The organism is Massilia sp. DWR3-1-1, from assembly GCF_049898325.1.
Lineage (GTDB): Bacteria > Pseudomonadota > Gammaproteobacteria > Burkholderiales > Burkholderiaceae_D > JAFCUW01.
In genome coordinates, this window is sequence record NZ_JAFCXL010000015.1 from 1 (window position 1) to 18,882 (window position 18,882).

Below are 18,882 nucleotides of genomic sequence, written 5' to 3' on the forward strand. Positions count from 1 at the left end.
TGGCGCGATGCGCAGCGGGGACACGCGCTGCGCGCGCGGGCGATCTGGTCGATCAGCGCGGCGATGCGCTCGCCGTTGACGAGCGCCGACATAAAGCAGCAGACGGCCAGCCTCTGGTGCGTATTAAAGGCGCGCAGCCGGGAGAACAGACGGGTGAAATTCGGACGGACCTGCTTGCCTTGTGCCACGCTGCTCTCCCATCACGTTGGTGGAGCAGGTTTGACCTCAGCAATTCAAATCGGTTCGGGGTCGACCCACAGCAAACGGTGAAAGCGCCATAAAAAAGGCGCTTTCACCGTTAGCTGTTGAGTTTCTTTCGAGCTCAACCGCCGAAGTGACCGAGCGCCGCTGCGAGGAAGCGCTCGGCGTTGCCGATGCGGCGCAGGTCGATGGCCCAGCACCAGCCCAGGTAATTGTCCAGAAAGCGCGTGGCCACGCCGTTGAAGTGATGGAGCCACCGTTTAAAGCGGCTGTGATAAGCGTTGACGTTTTGAATGTGAATGGCTTCACGTACACGAACGCCCTGGCGCAGGTTGATGCTTTGATGGTCGATGCCCGCCTCGCGCGCGAATTTTTTATAGGCCGCATTGGCGTCGCTCACGAGCAGCACATCGCGCTGTAACTTCGGTAGCAGGTGGGTGTGCAAGGCGTCGGCCTTGAGGGCGCCGCGCCCGGCAATAAAATCGATGGTGGCGCCGCCCCGGTCGCGCGCCACCACGATGTTGACCAGTTGCCTGGATATGCCCCGTTTCGACGCGACGCCGCCGCGCTTGCGGGGCGCTCTGCCCAACGGTGTATTTTCCTGCTGACTTTCCTGCCCGCTTTCCTGATCCTTTTTCGGCCCCTTGTCCTGATCAGTTTCCTGCTTATTACTCTGCTGCTTGCTCTGCTTCTTACCCTGCCGGTTCCCCTTCTCCGATTCGAGCAAAAACGTCTTGTCGGCCTCGGTGATGCCTTGCAGTGTGGCGGGTCGGTCGAACTTGACCCAGTGCAGGAAGCGGTGGCGCCATCTAAAACTGGTATTGGCGTGCACCTGCACTTTCTCGGCGGCGCTTTTGACGGTGCAGGCCGGGTCGCGCAGGCAATCGCAATACGCGAGCCACTTGCCCTTGAGGCGCAGGCGCGCCAGTGGCGTGCCCGTTAAACCCTTAAAAGTTTTTCCACAGGCGCTGCAGCGATAGCGCTGCAGGCCGTTGGCGAAGCCGTGGCGGCCGAACTGGCGCGATGCGCAGCGGGGACACGCGCTGCGCGCGCGGGCGATCTGGTCGATCAGCGCGGCGATGCGCTCGCCGTTGACGAGCGCCGACATAAAGCAGCAGACGGCCAGCCTCTGGTGCGTATTAAAGGCGCGCAGCCGGGAGAACAGACGGGTGAAATTCGGACGGACCTGCTTGCCTTGTGCCACGCTGCTCTCCCATCACGTTGGTGGAGCAGGTTTGACCTCAGCAATTCAAATCGGTTCGGGGTCGACCCACAGCAAACGGTGAAAGCGCCATAAAAAACGGCACCGGGCTCTCTGCCGGGTGCCGTTGATATCTGCATGACGAGGCAGTCACGCGTCGTCGTCCTGGTGGCTTGCTGCTGTACCGTGGGGGCAAGGGCATCAGCCTCGTAAAAGTCGGCAAGCGATGCCGTCAAGTCGCATTCTGGCCGTAGCGATCAGCGCATGTCCGCGTACCAGAATCGCTTGCTAGCGGATCCGCGACAGCAGCCGCGGATCGACGACGATATTGCGCGCCGGATGCGGGTGGTCTTCCTTGAAGACATTGGCCTGGCACCATTGGCCGACCGATTCGGCGTTCACCTTTAACACCTTGGGGCGCACGCTCCACGATACTTGCAGGGGCGAGCCCTTCTCGTTGTAGGTCGGCCCGGTGGTGGAGCCGGCATAACGGATCGGCGTTCCCGTGTTTTTGGGGATATGCAGCGCCTGCGCGTAGCCGCCCACATCGCCTGTTTTGACGTAGGCCTTGAAGTCGGCCGCCCGGGCATCGTTGACCAGCACGAACACCTGGGCCTCCACGCGCAACTGTGGGTTGCTGTCCGATTCGCTCAGACAGGCGCCCAGGGTGGGGCCGGGCACCACATCTGCCGAACTGTGCACATAGTGCAGTTCGATGGTGTCGCCTGCCTGCAAACCGCCGTGTTCACCCTTGCACACGTCATCGGCGAGCGGCCGGGCCTCGGCCGTGGTGAGCGGCCTGGCGTAACGAAAGCCCGCTTGCGCCTCGTGGCCGTCCGCATCGTGGCCGCCTGCCGCATGGCCGCCTGCCTCGGCGGGCGCAGTGAATTCGCCGCCCTTGTGCTCGGCGTTCTTGTGGAGGTGGATATTACACAGATTCATTTCCTGGTAAGCCGGCGCAAAGGCAAACACCCGCTTGTTCAAGCCGGCCTTCGACGCCAGGTCGCGCGGTGCTTGCGGGCCGAAACCCTTGCCCTCTGTATTCTTGCTCAGTGTGGCGTTCTGGACAGCGAGCGCATGCGCGCCGTTCACGGGCGGGTCGTTCGCCAGCGCATGCCCGCTGACAAGGGCGGTCGCCGCCAGCCATGCCAATTTATGGTTCTTCATCGAGCATCTCTCGCTGTTATGGATGCACCGAGGGTAACTGAATGTTGCCCCGCGCACAGATTCCAAACGAGCTAGTGCGTGACTAGACGGTCAGCCGCTGCGATGGGTGTCTTGGCGGATGTCGCCCGGATTGCTGCGAAAAATCATTGATCGGAGTCGTTCGTGCAATGACGGTGCTGGTGCCACGTGGTCTTTCTGCCTGGGGCGGCGCTATCGACCATCCGGGGGGGAAACGGACGCGGCCGAGCTGCTGCTATGTGCCAGACCTGTTCCCCGGCCTTAGTCGGATTGCATTGGCAAACGAAAATGCCATTACCAACCGGCCGATTCCCATCTTCAGTAGACGAAAAGTTGATAGTTGAATAGTCTTCGAATCGGACAATAAAAAACGGCGCCCTCAGGCGCCGTTTTTGGTGAGTTGACTAAAGGATTACTCCTCGTCACCCTGGTGAATCGCAGCAGCATTGCTGTCTTCCATCGCCTGCAACTCCGAAGCCATATTGGCCTTCTCTTGTTGCAGCAACGCAGCGCGCTCTTCCACTTCCCACGCTTCTTTCTCTTTCTTGGCGCGGTGGAATGCCAGACCGGTACCGCCAGGAATCAGACGACCGACGATGACGTTCTCTTTCAGACCGCGCAGACCATCGCGCTTGCCCATGATCGCAGCTTCGGTCAGGACACGCGTGGTCTCCTGGAACGATGCAGCCGAGATAAACGAGTCGGTCGACAGCGAGGCCTTGGTAATACCCAGCAACACGTTTTCATACGTTGCAGGGATCTTGCCGGCAGCAGTGACGCGGTCGTTTTCGTCCAGCAGTTCCGAACGCTCGACCTGTTCGCCGACGATGTAATTCGCATCGCCCGCTTCCACGATCTGCACGCGGCGCAGCATCTGACGCACGATCACTTCGATGTGCTTGTCGTTGATCTTCACGCCTTGCAGACGGTACACGTCCTGCACTTCGTCGACGATGTAACGGGCCAGCGCTTCGATACCCAGCAAACGCAGGATGTCCTGTGGATCGGCCGGGCCGTCCACGATCATCTCGCCCTTGTTGACCACTTGACCATCGTGGACCAGCACTTGCTTGTCCTTGGTGATCAGGAACTCGTGCTTGTTGCCGTCCATGTCCGTGATTTCCAGACGTTGCTTGCCCTTGGTCTCTTTACCGAAGGCGACGGTACCCGTGACTTCGGCCAGCATGCCGGCGTCTTTCGGCGAACGCGCTTCGAACAGCTCGGCAACCCGTGGCAGACCACCGGTAATGTCGCGCGTTTTTTGCGATTCGGTTGGGATACGTGCCAGCACTTCGCCGACCGATACCGACTGACCATCTTTGACCATGATCAGCGCGCCGACCTGGAAGCCGATCGCCACACTGTGTTCCGTGCCGGCGATCTTGACTTCTTCGTTCTGCTCGTTGAGCAGTTTGACCTGTGGACGCAGGGTCTTGGTCAGGCTACCGCGACGTTTCGCATCGATCGCGACCAGGGTCGACAGACCGGTGACTTCGTCGACCTGGCGAGCAACGGTGACGCCCTCTTCCACGTTCTCGAAGCGCACGGTACCGGCGTACTCGGTAATGATCGGACGGGTCAGCGGATCCCAGGTTGCCAGCGCCGTGCCGGCCTTGATGACCAGGCCATCGCGGACGATCAGGGTGGCGCCGTACGGCACCTTGTGACGCTCACGCTCACGGCCATGGTCGTCCGTGATCAGCACTTCGCCGGAACGGGAAATGACGATCTGCGAACCCTTGCCATTGGTAACGTAACGCATGGTCGCGGTGAAACGGATGGTACCGTTCGACTTCGCTTCCACCGACGATGCCACTGCCGCACGCGATGCCGCACCACCAATGTGGAACGTACGCATGGTCAGCTGGGTACCCGGCTCACCAATCGACTGCGCTGCCACCACACCGACGGCTTCGCCAGTGTTGACCAGCATGCCGCGGCCCAGGTCGCGGCCATAGCACTTGGCGCACAGGCCGAAGCGCGTGTCGCAAGTGAGTGGCGTGCGAACCTTGACTTCGTCGATCGACAGGCGTTCGACTTCTTCGACCATGTCTTCGTCGAGCAGGGTGCCCGCTTCGTACAGCGTTTCCTGGGTTTCAGGATTGACGATGTCATGCACGTTGACACGGCCGAGGATACGGTCGCGCAGCGCTTCGATAACTTCACCACCTTCGACCAGCGCCTTCATGACGGTGCCGTTGCTGGTGCCGCAATCATCTTCGATGACCACGAGATCCTGCGTCACGTCGACCAGACGACGGGTCAGGTAACCCGAGTTAGCCGTCTTCAGCGCGGTATCGGCCAGACCCTTACGGGCGCCGTGCGTCGAGATGAAGTACTGCAACACGTTCAGACCTTCGCGGAAGTTCGCGGTGATCGGCGTTTCGATAATCGAACCGTCAGGCTTGGCCATCAGACCCCGCATACCGGCCAACTGGCGAATCTGGGCGGCAGAACCACGCGCACCCGAGTCGGCCATCATATAAATGGCGTTGAACGATTCCTGGGTCGACTTGGTACCGTCGCGGCGGATCACGTCTTCCACTTTGAGCTGGTCCATCATGGCCTTGCCCACTTCATCGGAGGTCTTGCCCCAGATGTCGACAACCTTGTTGTAACGCTCGCCGGAAGTGACCAGGCCGGACGAATACTGCTGTTCGATCTGTTTGACTTCCTGTTCGGCGGCAGCGATCAAGGTGGCCTTTTGTGGCGGCACCAGCATGTCGTCCACGGCAATCGAGATACCAGCGCGCGTTGCCAGGCGGAAGCCCGACTGCATCAACTTGTCGGCGAACACGACGGTTGCACGCAGACCGCACTTGCGGAAGGACGTGTTGATCAGCTTGGAAATTTCTTTCTTTTTCAGGGCGCGGTTGAGCACGCTGAAAGGCAGACCCTTCGGCAGAATTTCCGACAGGATCGCGCGGCCGACGGTGGTTTCGTAACGCGTGACGGTGCGCACGAATTCTTCGGTCTCGAGATCTTTCGGGTTTTCCACGATCCGCACGGTGATGCGGGTGGTCAGCTCGACTTCCTTGTTGTCGTAGGCGCGGATCACTTCCGACACGTCCGTGAACAACATGCCTTCGTTCTTGGCATTGATTGCTTCGCGGGTGGCGTAGTACAGACCCAGCACGATATCCTGCGACGGCACGATCGACGGCTCGCCGTTCGACGGGAACAGGATGTTGTTCGACGCCAGCATCAGCGTGCGCGCTTCCATCTGTGCTTCGATCGACAGGGGGACGTGGACCGCCATCTGGTCACCGTCGAAGTCGGCATTGAAGGCCGCGCAAACGAGTGGGTGCAGCTGGATGGCCTTGCCTTCAATCAGGACCGGCTCAAACGCCTGAATACCAAGGCGGTGCAGCGTAGGCGCACGGTTGAGCATGATCGGGTGTTCACGGATCACGTCTTCCAGGATGTCCCAGACGACCGGCTCTTGAATCTCGACCAGCTTTTTGGCGGCCTTGATCGTCGTCGCCAGGCCCATCAGTTCGAGCTTGTTGAAGATGAATGGCTTGAACAGTTCCAGCGCCATCAGTTTCGGCAGACCGCACTGGTGCAGTTTGAGCTGAGGACCGACGACGATGACGGAACGACCCGAGTAATCGACGCGCTTACCGAGCAAGTTCTGACGGAAACGGCCGCCTTTACCCTTGATCATTTCAGCGAGCGACTTAAGCGGACGCTTGTTGGCGCCGGTCATCGCTTTACCGCGACGGCCGTTGTCCAGCAGCGAATCGACCGCTTCTTGCAACATCCGCTTTTCGTTACGCGTGATGATTTCCGGAGCGCGCAGCTCCATCAGGCGTTTCAGGCGATTGTTACGGTTGATGACGCGGCGATACAGGTCGTTCAGGTCGGAGGTCGCAAAGCGGCCGCCGTCCAGCGGGACCAGTGGGCGCAGTTCCGGCGGCAAGACCGGCAGCACTTCCATGATCATCCAGTCCGGCTTGATGCCCGAACGCTGGAATGCCTCGAGCACTTTCAGGCGCTTGGCGTATTTCTTGATTTTTGCTTCCGACTTCGACTCTTTGAGCTCCACGCGCAGGGCTTCGGCATCGCGGTGGATGTCGATCGAGCGCAGCAGTTCACGGATGCCTTCGGCGCCCATGAATGCGGTGAAGTCGTCGCCGTACTCTTCGTACTTGGCGGCGTAGTCGTCTTCCGACATGATCTGGCACTTTTTCAGTGGCGTCATGCCAGGATCGGTGACCACGTACGCTTCGAAGTACAGCACGCGTTCGATGTCCCGCAGCGTCATGTCCAGGACCATGCCCAGGCGCGACGGCAGCGACTTCAGAAACCAGATGTGCGCGGTTGGCGACGCCAGTTCGATGTGACCCATGCGCTCACGACGCACCTTGGCCAGCGTGACTTCAACGCCGCACTTTTCGCAGATCACGCCGCGGTGCTTGAGGCGCTTGTATTTGCCGCACAGGCACTCGTAATCCTTGATCGGGCCAAAGATCTTGGCGCAGAACAAGCCGTCGCGCTCAGGTTTGAAGGTGCGGTAATTGATGGTTTCCGGCTTTTTGACTTCGCCGTAGGACCACGAACGGATTTTTTCAGGCGACGCCAGGCCAATCTTGATGGCGTCGAAGGTTTCATTCGTTTGAACTTGCTTGAATAGATCGAGCAGTGCTTTCATGTATCACTCCAGAGGTGATTAAACTTCTAATGCATTTCAACGTCGACAGCAACTTGGGACGGGCACCCTGCGGCGCCCGCCGCGGCCGTCTTAGTTGCGCTCGAGGTCGATGTCGATACCCAGCGAGCGGATTTCTTTCACCAGCACGTTGAACGATTCCGGCATACCGGCTTCGATCACGTGATCGCCCTTGACCAGGTTCTCGTACACCTTGGTGCGGCCGTTCACGTCGTCCGACTTCACAGTCAGCATTTCCTGCAGGACATACGATGCGCCGTATGCCTCGAGTGCCCACACCTCCATCTCACCGAAGCGCTGGCCGCCGAACTGGGCTTTACCGCCCAGTGGCTGCTGCGTCACGAGCGAGTACGGACCGGTGGAACGGGCGTGCATCTTGTCGTCGACCAGGTGATGCAGCTTGAGCATGTGCATGTAGCCAACGGTGACCTTGCGCTCGAATGCTTCGCCGGTGCGGCCGTCATACATCGTCACCTGGTTCTTCGATGGCGTCATGCCCAGCTTGGCGGCGATGGCGTCAGGGTAAGCCAGGTCGAGCATGCGGTGAATCTCGGACTCGTGCGCGCCGTCGAACACAGGCGTTGCAAATGGCACGCCGTTCTTCAGGTTGCCCGCCAGCGACATGATTTCGTCGTCGCTGAAGCTGTCCAGATCTTCCGTCTTGCCCGTCTCGTTGTAGATGGTATTGAGGAACTTGCGCACCTCGATGACCTTCTGCTGCGATTTGAGCATCTCGCCGATGCGCAGGCCCAGGCCCTTGGCAGCCCAGCCCAAGTGGGTTTCCAGGATCTGACCGACGTTCATCCGCGATGGCACGCCCAGCGGGTTGAGCACCACGTCAGCGGGGGTACCGTCGGCCATGAATGGCATGTCTTCAACAGGAACAATGCGTGACACCACACCTTTGTTACCGTGACGACCTGCCATCTTGTCGCCCGACTGCAGGCGGCGCTTGACGGCCAGGTAGACCTTGACCATCTTCTGCACGCCAGGTTGCAGTTCATCGCCTTGCGTCAATTTCTTGCGCTTTTCTTCGAAGGCCAGATCGAACTGGTGACGCTTCTCGGCGATCGATTCCTTGATCGCTTCGAGGGCGGTGGCAGCGTCGTCTTCGCTAGGACGGATGTCGAACCAGTGGTATTTGTCCAGATCGTCGAGGTATTCCTTGTCGATCTTGGCACCCTTGGCCAGCTTTTTCGGGCCGCCATTGACGACTTTACCGATCAGCATTTTTTCCAGACGCTGGAAGGCATCGCCTTCGACGATACGCATCTGGTCGTTCAGGTCCAGGCGGAAGCGCTTGAGCTCATCATCGATGATCTGCTGGGCGCGCTTGTCGCGGACGATGCCTTCGCGGGTGAACACTTGCACATCGATGACGGTGCCGATCATGCCCGATGGCACGCGCAGCGAAGTGTCCTTGACGTCCGATGCCTTCTCGCCAAAGATGGCGCGCAGCAGCTTTTCCTCAGGGGTCAGCTGGGTCTCGCCTTTTGGCGTGACTTTACCGACCAGGGTGTCGCCCGCTTGCACTTCAGCACCGATGTAGACGATGCCCGATTCATCCAGACGCGCCAGCTGATTTTCCGCCAGGTTCGAGATGTCGCGGGTGATTTCTTCCGCGCCCAGCTTGGTGTCACGTGCGACCACCGACAACTCTTCGATGTGAATCGAGGTGTAGCGGTCGTCCTTGACGACGTTTTCCGAGATCAGGATCGAATCTTCGAAGTTCAGACCATTCCATGGCATAAACGCCACGAGCATGTTCTGACCCAGGGCCAGTTCGCCCAGGTCGGTCGAGGCGCCGTCAGCGATGACGTCGCGCTTGGCCACGCGATCGCCCACTTGCACGATCGGACGCTGGTTGATGTTGGTGTTCTGGTTCGAACGGGTGTACTTGATCAGGTTGTAGATATCGACACCGACTTCGCCCGCTTGCGCTTCGTCGTCGTTGACGCGAATGACCACGCGGCCTGCATCGATGTAATCGACGACACCGCCACGCAAGGCTTGCACGGTGGTGCCCGAGTCGACGGCCACGGTGCGTTCGATACCGGTACCGACAAACGCCTTTTCAGGGCGCAGGCAAGGAACGGCCTGGCGCTGCATGTTGGCACCCATCAATGCGCGGTTCGCATCATCGTGTTCGAGGAACGGGATCAGGGAGGCGGCGACCGAGACGATCTGGCCAGGCGCGACGTCCATGTACTGGATGCGCTCTGGCGAGACGAGAATCGTTTCACCGGCTTCACGGGCCGACACCAGTTCATCGGAGAGCGTGCCCTCGGAGGAAATCGTGGCATTGGCCTGGGCGATGATGTAACGGCCCTCTTCGATGGCCGACAGGTAATCGATCTTGTCGGTGACCATGCTGTTCTCGACCTTGCGGTACGGCGTTTCCAGGAAGCCGTATTCGTTCAGACGGGCAAACAGTGCCAGCGAGTTGATCAGACCAATGTTCGGTCCCTCAGGCGTTTCGATCGGGCACACGCGGCCGTAGTGGGTCGGGTGCACGTCGCGCACTTCGAAGCCGGCGCGCTCGCGGGTCAAACCGCCAGGGCCCAGCGCCGAAACACGGCGTTTGTGGGTGATTTCCGACAGCGGATTGGTCTGATCCATAAACTGCGACAGCTGCGAGGAGCCGAAGAATTCGCGGATCGCGGCCGAAATCGGCTTGCTGTTGATCAGGTCGTGCGGCATCAGGTTGTCCGCTTCGGCCTGGCCGAGGCGTTCCTTGACGGCGCGCTCAACGCGCACCAGGCCGGCGCGGAATTGGTTCTCCGCCAGCTCGCCCACGCAACGCACGCGACGGTTACCCAGGTGATCGATATCGTCGACTTCGCCGCGGCCATTGCGCAGTTCCACCAAGATCTTGATCACGGCCAGGACGTCGTCGTTCGACAAGGTCATCGCGCCCGTCAGTTCGTCACGGCCGATACGGCGGTTGAACTTCATGCGGCCCACGGCCGACAGGTCGTAGCGTTCTGGGCTGTAGAACAGGCCGTTGAACAGCGCTTCGACGGAGTCTTCCGTTGGTGGCTCGCCAGGACGCATCATGCGATAGATGGCGACCTTGGCGGCCATCTGGTCGGCGGTGTCGTCGATGCGCAGGGTTTGCGAGATGTAGCCACCCTGGTCGAGATCGTTGGTGTACAGGGTCTGGATGTCGCTGATGTCAGCGTCCCGCAGTTTGCCCAGCACTTCTTCGGTCAGCTCATCGTTGGCGGACGCTACGATCTCGCCGGTCTCCGGATCGACGATGTTTTTCGCCAGCACGCGGCCGAGCAGGTAGTCTTCAGGCACGGAGATGTGCTTGATGCCAGCCGCTTCGATATCGCGCACGTGCTTGCTGTTGATACGCTTGTCCTTCAGGACGAGCGCCTTGCCTTCTTTGTCGACGATGTCGAAACGGGCCACTTCGCCGCGCAGGCGCTCGGCGACGAATTCCATTTCCGCGCCTTCCGAGCGCAGCTTGAAATTGTCGAAGACGAAGAAATTGGCCAGGATCTGCTCGTGCGACATGCCGATTGCTTTGAGCAGGATCGTCACGGGCATTTTGCGGCGGCGGTCGACGCGGAAGAACAGGATGTCTTTCGGGTCAAACTCGAAGTCCAGCCACGAGCCACGGTAAGGGATGATACGCGCCGAGAACAGCAGTTTGCCCGACGAGTGGGTCTTGCCGCGGTCGTGTTCAAAGAACACACCAGGCGAACGGTGCAACTGAGACACGATAACGCGCTCGGTGCCGTTGATGACGAACGAACCGGTGGTCGTCATGAGCGGCAATTCGCCCATGTAAACTTCCTGTTCCTTCATTTCCTTGACGACCGGTTTGGTCGGCGATTCCTTGTCCAGGATCACCAGGCGCACTTTCGCACGCAAGGGCGACGCGAACGTCAGACCACGCTGTTGGCATTCCTTGACGTCAAAGGCAGGATCGCCCAGGACATACGACAGGAACTCGAGACGCGCAAAACCATTGTGCGACACGATCGGGAAAATCGAGGTGAAAGCCGACTGCAGGCCATCATTCTTGCGGGTCGACGGGATGGTGTCGGCTTGCAAGAAGTTCTCGTAGGATTCAAGCTGGGTAGCCAGAAGGAAGGGAACGTTGTGAACGTTGGCGCGCTTCGCGAATGATTTGCGAATGCGTTTCTTCTCAGTAAATGAGTAGTGCATGGACACTCCGTGAGTGACTAAAGGATGAGAATTCAGGATTTTCCAGCGGCGCGGGGCGTTGGAAAGGCCTCAAGTCTCGAACTTTCGTCAGATGAAAAGAAGGTAGATCATTGCTGGCACATGCCGGACTGCCCGCGGGCGGCCCAAAAACGTGCTGTTTACTTATGAAACAGGGACGACAAAAGAGCCAAAGCCCGTTTTCCCCTCTCTCGAGGGGAATCCGCTAGCTTTGACTCCGGCGCTACCAAGCGCCCAGTACGACAGTTTACACCAATTACTTGATTTCGGCTTTGGCGCCTGCATCTTCCAGCTTTTTCTTGCCGGCTTCTGCGTCTGCTTTCGAAATTGCTTCTTTGACCGTCTTCGGTGCGCCGTCGACCAGATCTTTGGCTTCTTTCAAGCCCAGACCGGTGATTTCGCGGACAGCTTTAATGACGCTGACTTTGTTCGCGCCGAAATCCGACAGGATCAGGTTGAATTCGGTCTGCTCTTCGACTGCTGCTGCAGCGGCGCCGCCGGCTGCTGGAGCCGACATTGCTGCGGCGGAGACGCCGAATTTTTCTTCGAAAGCTTTGACCAGTTCGTTCAGGTCCATTACGGACATTTCGCTCACTGCTGCCAGGATGTCGTCTTTGCTGATTGCCATTTGAAACTCCTAATTGTTTTGAATAGATTGATTACTTGAGAAAAAAGACAGCAACTGCTTATGCAGCTGCCGGGGCTTCTTCCACTGCTGCTTCTTCTGCAGGAGCGGCGCCTTCGCCTTTTTTCGCTGCCAGGGCAGCCAGACCACGTGCAAAGCCCGACACCGGAGCCAGCATTACGCCCAACAACTGCGCAATGAGAACTTCACGGCTAGGAATGCTTGCCAGCGCGGTAACAGCGTCTTTATCGAGCGCTTTACCGGCATAGTTACCCGCTTTGATGACCAGCTTGTCATTGCCTTTGGCAAATTCAGCGATCACCTTCGCAGCTGCGACGGCATCTTCCGAGATCGAGTAGATCAACGGACCAACCATTGCATCGGCGAGCGAGGCAAACTGCGTACCCTCAACGGATTTGCGAGCCAGCGTGTTCTTCAGAACACGCAGGTACACACCCTGGGCACGCGCTTTGGCACGAAGTTGCGTCAAGTGACCAACCTGGATGCCACGATATTCGGCCACGACGATCGTTTGCGCAGATGCTACTTTTGCGGAAACTTCAGCGACGACGGCCTTTTTGTCATTCAGATTGAGACCCACGGTCAACCTCCTTAAATGATGCGCGGCAAATGCCTTGCATCGGTTCGAACACGGCGTCCGAAGTTAAGAAGACCAAAGAGTAAATGAATTCACGCAGCGGACTACTAAACTTGCTCGGGTGCACCATCTGCGTTGGGTCAGCTCTTTTAACCTCCACCTGACTGCGGCTTCGGCCCAACGGTCTTTGATTGTCTGGCCGGCAGAGCAGGCTCCACCGACCATCCCAAAGATATGCCCACGGCTTGCGCCACGGGACTTGATTCTTTACAGCGCGGCAATTACGCCGACAGCGAACCCTGGTCGACGCGAACGCCGGCGCCCATCGTCGACGACAGTGCGACCTTGCGCAGGTACACGCCTTTCGAGGTCGCTGGCTTGGCTTTGTTCAGCGCTTCGATCAGGGCAACCAGGTTGCTCTTCAGATCGGCATCGCTGAACGACTTGCGGCCAATGGTGGCGTGGATGATACCGGCTTTGTCGGTACGGTACTGGACCTGACCGGCTTTGGCGTTTTTCACCGCGGTGGCGACGTCAGGGGTGACGGTGCCGACCTTCGGGTTAGGCATCAGGCCGCGTGGGCCCAGGATCTGACCGAGGGTACCGACGATACGCATGGTGTCTGGCGAGGCGATGACGATGTCGAAAGGCATGTTACCAGCCTTGACCATCTCGGCCAGATCTTCCATACCGACGATGTCGGCGCCGGCCGCTTTGGCCTGCTCGGCTTTTTCGCCGGTGGCGAAGACAGCCACGCGCACGGTCTTGCCGGTGCCAGCTGGCAGCACGACGGAACCGCGGACGACCTGGTCCGATTTCTTCGGATCCACACCGAGCTGCACCGAGACGTCGATCGACTCGTTGAACTTGGCGGTGGCGAATTCCTTGATCAGGGAAACGGCATTGTCAAAGGCGTACGACTTGTTACGGTCGACTTTGGCTTTGATTGCTTTAACGCGCTTGGAAATTTTAGCCATGATTAGATGCCCTCTACCGTGATACCCATCGAACGGGCCGAACCGGCGATGATGCGCACTGCGGCATCCATGTCGGCGGCGGTCAGATCGGGCTGTTTCGTTTTTGCGATTTCTTCAGCTTGGGCGCGGGTCAGCGAACCGACTTTGTCGGTATGTGGCTTCGGCGAACCTTTGGTGATGCCGGCGGCTTTCTTGATCAGATAGGTCGCAGGAGGCGTCTTCATGACGAACGTGAACGACTTGTCGGCGAACGCAGTGATCACGACGGGGATTGGCATGCCTGGCTCGACACCCTGGGTCTGGGCGTTGAACGCCTTGCAGAATTCCATGATGTTCAGACCGCGCTGACCCAGTGCTGGGCCAATCGGTGGGGATGGGTTTGCTTTACCAGCTGGCACTTGCAGCTTGATAAAACCAATGATTTTCTTTGCCATGATGGCTCCTATCAGTATGAGTAGTAGCGCCCCGCCGGACAATCATTGGCAGGGCTCCTCTGTACCAGCTTTTGCGGACCTTGCGGTCCGCACCGTGCCGGCTGAAACGGTCGTAATTGGTCGGTCTTAGACCTTCTCGACCTGGCCGAACTCGAGTTCGACCGGGGTGGCACGCCCGAAAATGGTGACCGAGACACGCACCTTGGATTTCTCGTAATTGACTTCTTCGACATTGCCGTTGAAATCGGTGAACGGACCATCCTTGATACGCACTTGCTCGCCCACTTCGTAGAGCACCTTCGGCCGCGGCTTCTCGACACCCTCTTGCATCTGCTGCATGATCTTGTCGATCTCGCGGGCAGGAATCGGGGTCGGCTTGTTCGACTTGCCGCCGATGAAACCGGTGACCTTGCTGGTGTTTTTCACCAGGTGCCAGGTTTCGTCCGTCATTTCCATTTCGACCAGCACGTAGCCGGGGAAGAAGCGACGCTCGCTGACGGATTTGACACCGTTTTTGACTTCGACGACTTCTTCGACCGGCACCAGGATCTGGCCGAACTGGTCTTGCATGCCAGCGCGCTCGACGCGCTCGGTCAGGGCGCGCATGACGCTCTTTTCCATGCCGGAGTACGCGTGGACGACATACCAACGCTTGTTGTTGACTGGAACGCTCAGCGGTGCAGCTGCCTCCTGTGCCGACTCGCCCTCGGGGAGGCCGCTCACATCATCTTGCACATTTTCGCTCATTATTGTTTCCAACCCAGGATCACGTCGTACAACAGAAATTCCAAAATCTTATCCGTGCCCCACAGGAACATCGCCATCACCAGCACAAAGGCAAACACGATGCCGGTGATTTGCATGGCTTCCTTGCGGGTCGGCCACACTACTTTTTTCGTCTCGCGAACGGCTTCCTTGGCAAAATTCAGGAAATCGCGGCCGGTTGTCGAAGCCCACAAAAGCGCTATCGCAACGACCAAACCAGCCACGAGTGCGGCAGCGCACATCAAAGCTGGTTTATTTTGGCCCTTCAGGTAAAAGAACCCGACGACGCCTGCAATCATGGCAACTACTGCCAGCGCTACCTTGAACTTGTCGTTCGACGTGCTGACGGTTTGCACGGATTGATTAGACATTTTTAACTTTCGGTGCCTGGCACCAGATCGGTGGCAGGGACGGAGGGCATCGAACCCCCAACCTTCGGTTTTGGAGACCGACGCTCTGCCAATTGAGCTACGTCCCTACGGTAAAGCTACAGTGGAATCTGCGATTGTACCATCACGCGAACGTGCTGGCAAATCACCGACTTCCCTTTCGACCGGCCAATGCCGACCGAAAAGGTACCGGGCGTGCGCCCGGTACCGATTCTTGCGAATTACTTGCTGGCTTCGCTCAGAATTTTTGCAACGACGCCGGCGCCGACGGTACGACCGCCTTCACGGATAGCGAAGCGCAGGCCTTCTTCCATGGCGATCGGGTTGATCAGCTTGACGGTGATCGACACGTTATCGCCTGGCATGACCATTTCTTTGTCCGCTGGCAACTCGATCGAACCGGTCACGTCCGTGGTACGGAAGTAGAACTGAGGACGATAGTTGTTGAAGAACGGGGTGTGACGGCCGCCTTCGTCTTTCGACAGGACGTAGATCTCACCGGTGAAATGGTTGTGCGGCTTGATCGAGTTTGGCTTGGCCAACACTTGACCGCGCTCGACGTCTTCACGCTTGGTGCCGCGCAGCAGCAGACCGACGTTGTCGCCAGCCATGCCCTGGTCCAGCAGCTTGCGGAACATTTCCACGCCGGTGCAGGTGGTTTTGACGGTATCTTTGATGCCGACGATTTCGATCTCTTCGCCGACCTTGATGATGCCGCGCTCGATACGACCGGTAACAACGGTGCCGCGACCGGAGATCGAGAACACGTCTTCCACAGGCATCAGGAAGGCGCCATCGACTGCGCGCTCTGGCTCAGGGATGTAGGTGTCGAGGGCATCAGCCAATTGCATGATGGCCTGTTCGCCCATCGGGCCGGTGTCGCCTTCGAGGGCCATACGTGCCGAACCCTTGATGATTGGCAGGTCGTCGCCTGGGAATTCATACTTCGACAGCAACTCACGCACTTCCATTTCAACCAGTTCCAGCAGCTCTTCGTCATCGACGAGGTCGCACTTGTTCAGGAACACGATGATGTAAGGAACGCCAACTTGACGGGCCAGCAGGATGTGCTCGCGGGTCTGTGGCATCGGGCCGTCAGCGGCCGAGCATACCAGGATCGCGCCGTCCATCTGGGCAGCACCGGTGATCATGTTTTTGATGTAATCGGCGTGGCCTGGGCAGTCGACGTGCGCATAGTGACGTGCGGCGGTCTCGTACTCGACGTGGGCGGTGTTGATGGTGATGCCGCGCGCTTTTTCTTCTGGTGCTGCATCGATCTGGTCGTATGCTTTTGCTTCGCCGCCGAATTTCTTCGACAGAACGGTAGCGATCGCTGCCGTCAGGGTCGTCTTGCCGTGATCAACGTGACCGATGGTGCCGACGTTGACGTGCGGCTTGGTCCGTTCGAATTTACCTTTTGCCATTTTAGACTCCTAACGATTTTGAGAAATTACCAGGGGCATCATGTGACGCCCGGCCTGACTTGTCGATTGAATGTGCTGCGACTTGCGGGTACTGAATTCTGGTGCCCTTGACGTGGATCGAACACGTGGCCTCTCCCTTACCAAGGGAGTGCTCTACCACTGAGCTACAAGGGCTTTTTGTACTACATGCATTGCGATGAAAGCCTGGAGCGGGTGAAGGGAATCGAACCCTCGTCGTAAGCTTGGAAGGCTTCTGCTCTACCATTGAGCTACACCCGCGAGGTTTTGCATCCGTTTCATTCACTTACCGCTACAACTTCCAAGCAAAATCTTGGTGGAGGGGGCTGGATTCGAACCAGCGTACTCATAGAGAACAGATTTACAGTCTGTCGCCTTTAACCACTCGGCCACCCCTCCGCGAGGAACCGCAGAGTATGAAGCAAGTACTGATCCGTGTCAACAGCATTCGCGGGATGCTTTCCGCTTCTACAACGCGCCGTTGACAACCGTCTCGCTTCGGGGCGTGATTGTAACCGCTGCTTTCCCATTCTTGCAAGGGCATCAGAAACATTGTCGACAAATTTTTTTGCGGGGGGCCCGATCGGCCCGCGCTGAGCCCGCGCTCAGGGCGTTCACGGCGTCAGCGCGTTGAGCACCTGCTGCTTCAAGGCCTTGATCAGCGAGATTTCGTCCGGCGGCACCCCTTCCGGCGCCAGCTCGATGCGGTCGGCGTAAAACAGCCCCAGCTGCACCCGCCCCAGCACCAGCGGCAGCACGATGAAGCTGCGCGCGTCCGGCAGCAGATTGCGATGCCACATGGGCAGCAGATCGCGCAGCTTGGCACCGGTGGCGTCGGCAATCATCAGGTCGGCGTCGTTGTCCATCGACAAATAAAACAGGTCGCGCGGGCCCGTGGCGGGAAACACGAAGCCCGCCTGGCGCGCCTGCTTGTCGTCACCGAAAGCGACGCGGGCGCGGAACTGGCCGCTGCGCGGGTCTTTCAGGCACACGGTGGCAAACCGAAACCCCATGCTGCTGTACAAGGTTTCCAGCACGGCCAGGATCACGTCGTTGAGCTTGGCGTCACCGAGGGCGCGCATCTGCGTCACGTCCTGCACCCCCGCCAGCAGCAATTCGCGGGCGTTGTACGGTTTGCCACTGGGATAAAACATCTCCTCGGCCGCCTCGCCCGCGTCCATCGTCGCCAGCAACAGCACGTTCGGCAAGCCACTCGCATCGACAGGTTCGTCCACCTTGGGGCGCTGCTGCAGGTTCATGCTCTGCAACAGGCTGCCCATCTCGTCCTGGACGACATTGAACATGTCTTCCATGCGCTCGGCGTCGATGTTCAGGGCAACGCCGTAACGGGCCAGCAAGGCGCGCCCGTCGGGAGTGCCGGCGGGATTGGCGCTGCGCCCCAGTAACTGGGCCACTTCGGCACTGAAGGACGCCACCAGCTTCATCCATTCGGCGCGGCTGCCAGGGACTTTCTGTACGCCGGCCGGCACGGGGCCCAGCGAGCGCACGATCTGCTCGGGAATTTTCCATTCGGCCATCACCGCTTCCGACAAGGCGTCGTAGCTGCAGCCGAGAATCATCTGCGACGCTTGCCCCAGGCTGTGCTTGCCGCTGCCGAACAGCACCTGGATCTCGCGATAGCGCGCGTGCTCGTGCGAGGCCACCAGCAAGGGGCCCAGGTTCTTGAACAGGGCCGTGATCGAGGCTTCCTCGGCGCCGCTGTAGGAACTGTGGCGCGCCATTTCACGCCCCACCAGGCTGGCGCACAGGGCGTTTTCCAGCTCCACCCGCACGCTTTGCGCATGGGCATTGTTCGACAGCGCATCGACCAGCAGCAGCCCCAGCGCCGTGCTCTTGACGTTGTCAAAGCCCAGCAGCGAAATGGCGCGCGAGATGGTGGTGACCATGGTGCCGGAGGCGGTGCGGTAGGTGGCGGTGTTGGACAGGCGCAAAATCCGCTGGGTCAGGGCGACGTCCGACAGCACGTAATAGGCCAGGTCGTGCGTTCCCTGGTCCTCCGACGAGGCCATCTGCACCACGCGCGCGATCGAGGTGCCAAGGGCAAACATATCGTCTTCGCCGCACACTTTCTGCAACAGCGAGGCGCGCACACGGCGGGTGTCAGCGGCGTGCTGGGAGGCGGAAGGGGCGACTGGCATGGATCAGGCTTTCGTTCAGGGTGCTGGGGCGGACGGG

13 protein-coding genes and 4 tRNA genes are annotated in these 18,882 nt (G+C 59.2%); all 17 read right to left on the bottom strand.

What is annotated here, in order from left to right; genetic code table 11:
* The coding region (locus tag ACP7EY_RS16125) for a hypothetical protein (protein ID WP_426195343.1) at positions 1 to 188 on the bottom strand (188 nt) is incomplete at its 3' end.
* A 134-nt stretch (positions 189 to 322) separates the two neighbouring features.
* Positions 323 to 1,309 (bottom strand): IS1595 family transposase, encoded by a 987-nt coding sequence (locus tag ACP7EY_RS16130; RefSeq protein WP_426195561.1) that lies wholly within the window; start codon positions 1,307 to 1,309, stop codon positions 323 to 325.
* Positions 1,310 to 1,690: 381 nt separating this feature from the next.
* A complete protein-coding gene (locus ACP7EY_RS16135; protein ID WP_426195345.1) occupies positions 1,691 to 2,569 on the bottom strand; it encodes a delta-class carbonic anhydrase in 879 nt (292 codons plus the stop codon).
* 430 nt (positions 2,570 to 2,999) lie between these two features.
* Positions 3,000 to 7,241, bottom strand: a complete 4,242-nt coding sequence (rpoC, locus tag ACP7EY_RS16140; protein ID WP_426195347.1) for a DNA-directed RNA polymerase subunit beta' — start codon at positions 7,239 to 7,241, stop codon at positions 3,000 to 3,002.
* Between the two features lie 90 nt (positions 7,242 to 7,331).
* On the bottom strand, positions 7,332 to 11,438 hold the full coding sequence (gene rpoB, locus ACP7EY_RS16145; protein ID WP_426195349.1) for a DNA-directed RNA polymerase subunit beta: 4,107 nt from the start codon (positions 11,436 to 11,438) through the stop codon (positions 7,332 to 7,334).
* Between the two features lie 274 nt (positions 11,439 to 11,712).
* The gene (gene rplL / locus ACP7EY_RS16150) at positions 11,713 to 12,084 is read right to left on the bottom strand and encodes a 50S ribosomal protein L7/L12 (protein ID WP_426195351.1); all 372 of its coding nucleotides are present in this window, start codon (positions 12,082 to 12,084) and stop codon (positions 11,713 to 11,715) included.
* 58 nt (positions 12,085 to 12,142) lie between these two features.
* Positions 12,143 to 12,682, bottom strand: a complete 540-nt coding sequence (gene rplJ, locus ACP7EY_RS16155; protein WP_426195353.1) for a 50S ribosomal protein L10 — start codon at positions 12,680 to 12,682, stop codon at positions 12,143 to 12,145.
* A gap of 278 nt (positions 12,683 to 12,960) precedes the next feature.
* Positions 12,961 to 13,656: a 50S ribosomal protein L1 gene (rplA, locus tag ACP7EY_RS16160; protein ID WP_426195354.1), complete on the bottom strand. Its 696-nt coding sequence runs from the start codon at positions 13,654 to 13,656 to the stop codon at positions 12,961 to 12,963.
* A 2-nt stretch (positions 13,657 to 13,658) separates the two neighbouring features.
* Positions 13,659 to 14,090, bottom strand: a complete 432-nt coding sequence (gene rplK, locus ACP7EY_RS16165) for a 50S ribosomal protein L11 (protein WP_099793763.1) — start codon at positions 14,088 to 14,090, stop codon at positions 13,659 to 13,661.
* Between the two features lie 126 nt (positions 14,091 to 14,216).
* The gene (gene nusG / locus ACP7EY_RS16170; RefSeq protein ID WP_426195355.1) at positions 14,217 to 14,837 is read right to left on the bottom strand and encodes a transcription termination/antitermination protein NusG; all 621 of its coding nucleotides are present in this window, start codon (positions 14,835 to 14,837) and stop codon (positions 14,217 to 14,219) included.
* Positions 14,837 to 15,226, bottom strand: a complete 390-nt coding sequence (gene secE / locus ACP7EY_RS16175) for a preprotein translocase subunit SecE (protein WP_426195356.1) — start codon at positions 15,224 to 15,226, stop codon at positions 14,837 to 14,839. The genes nusG and secE overlap by 1 nt, the downstream gene beginning before the upstream one ends.
* 31 nt (positions 15,227 to 15,257) lie before the next feature.
* Positions 15,258 to 15,333 (bottom strand) — tRNA-Trp (locus ACP7EY_RS16180).
* A 132-nt stretch (positions 15,334 to 15,465) separates the two neighbouring features.
* On the bottom strand, positions 15,466 to 16,668 hold the full coding sequence (gene tuf, locus ACP7EY_RS16185) for an elongation factor Tu (RefSeq protein WP_426191732.1): 1,203 nt from the start codon (positions 16,666 to 16,668) through the stop codon (positions 15,466 to 15,468).
* 99 nt (positions 16,669 to 16,767) lie between these two features.
* Positions 16,768 to 16,842 (bottom strand) — tRNA-Thr (locus ACP7EY_RS16190).
* A gap of 31 nt (positions 16,843 to 16,873) precedes the next feature.
* Positions 16,874 to 16,947: transfer RNA gene (locus ACP7EY_RS16195), tRNA-Gly, on the bottom strand.
* A gap of 53 nt (positions 16,948 to 17,000) precedes the next feature.
* Positions 17,001 to 17,085 (bottom strand) — tRNA-Tyr (locus ACP7EY_RS16200).
* Positions 17,086 to 17,300: 215 nt separating this feature from the next.
* The gene (locus ACP7EY_RS16205) at positions 17,301 to 18,845 is read right to left on the bottom strand and encodes an HDOD domain-containing protein (RefSeq protein WP_426195357.1); all 1,545 of its coding nucleotides are present in this window, start codon (positions 18,843 to 18,845) and stop codon (positions 17,301 to 17,303) included.
* Positions 18,846 to 18,882 lie beyond the last annotated feature (37 nt).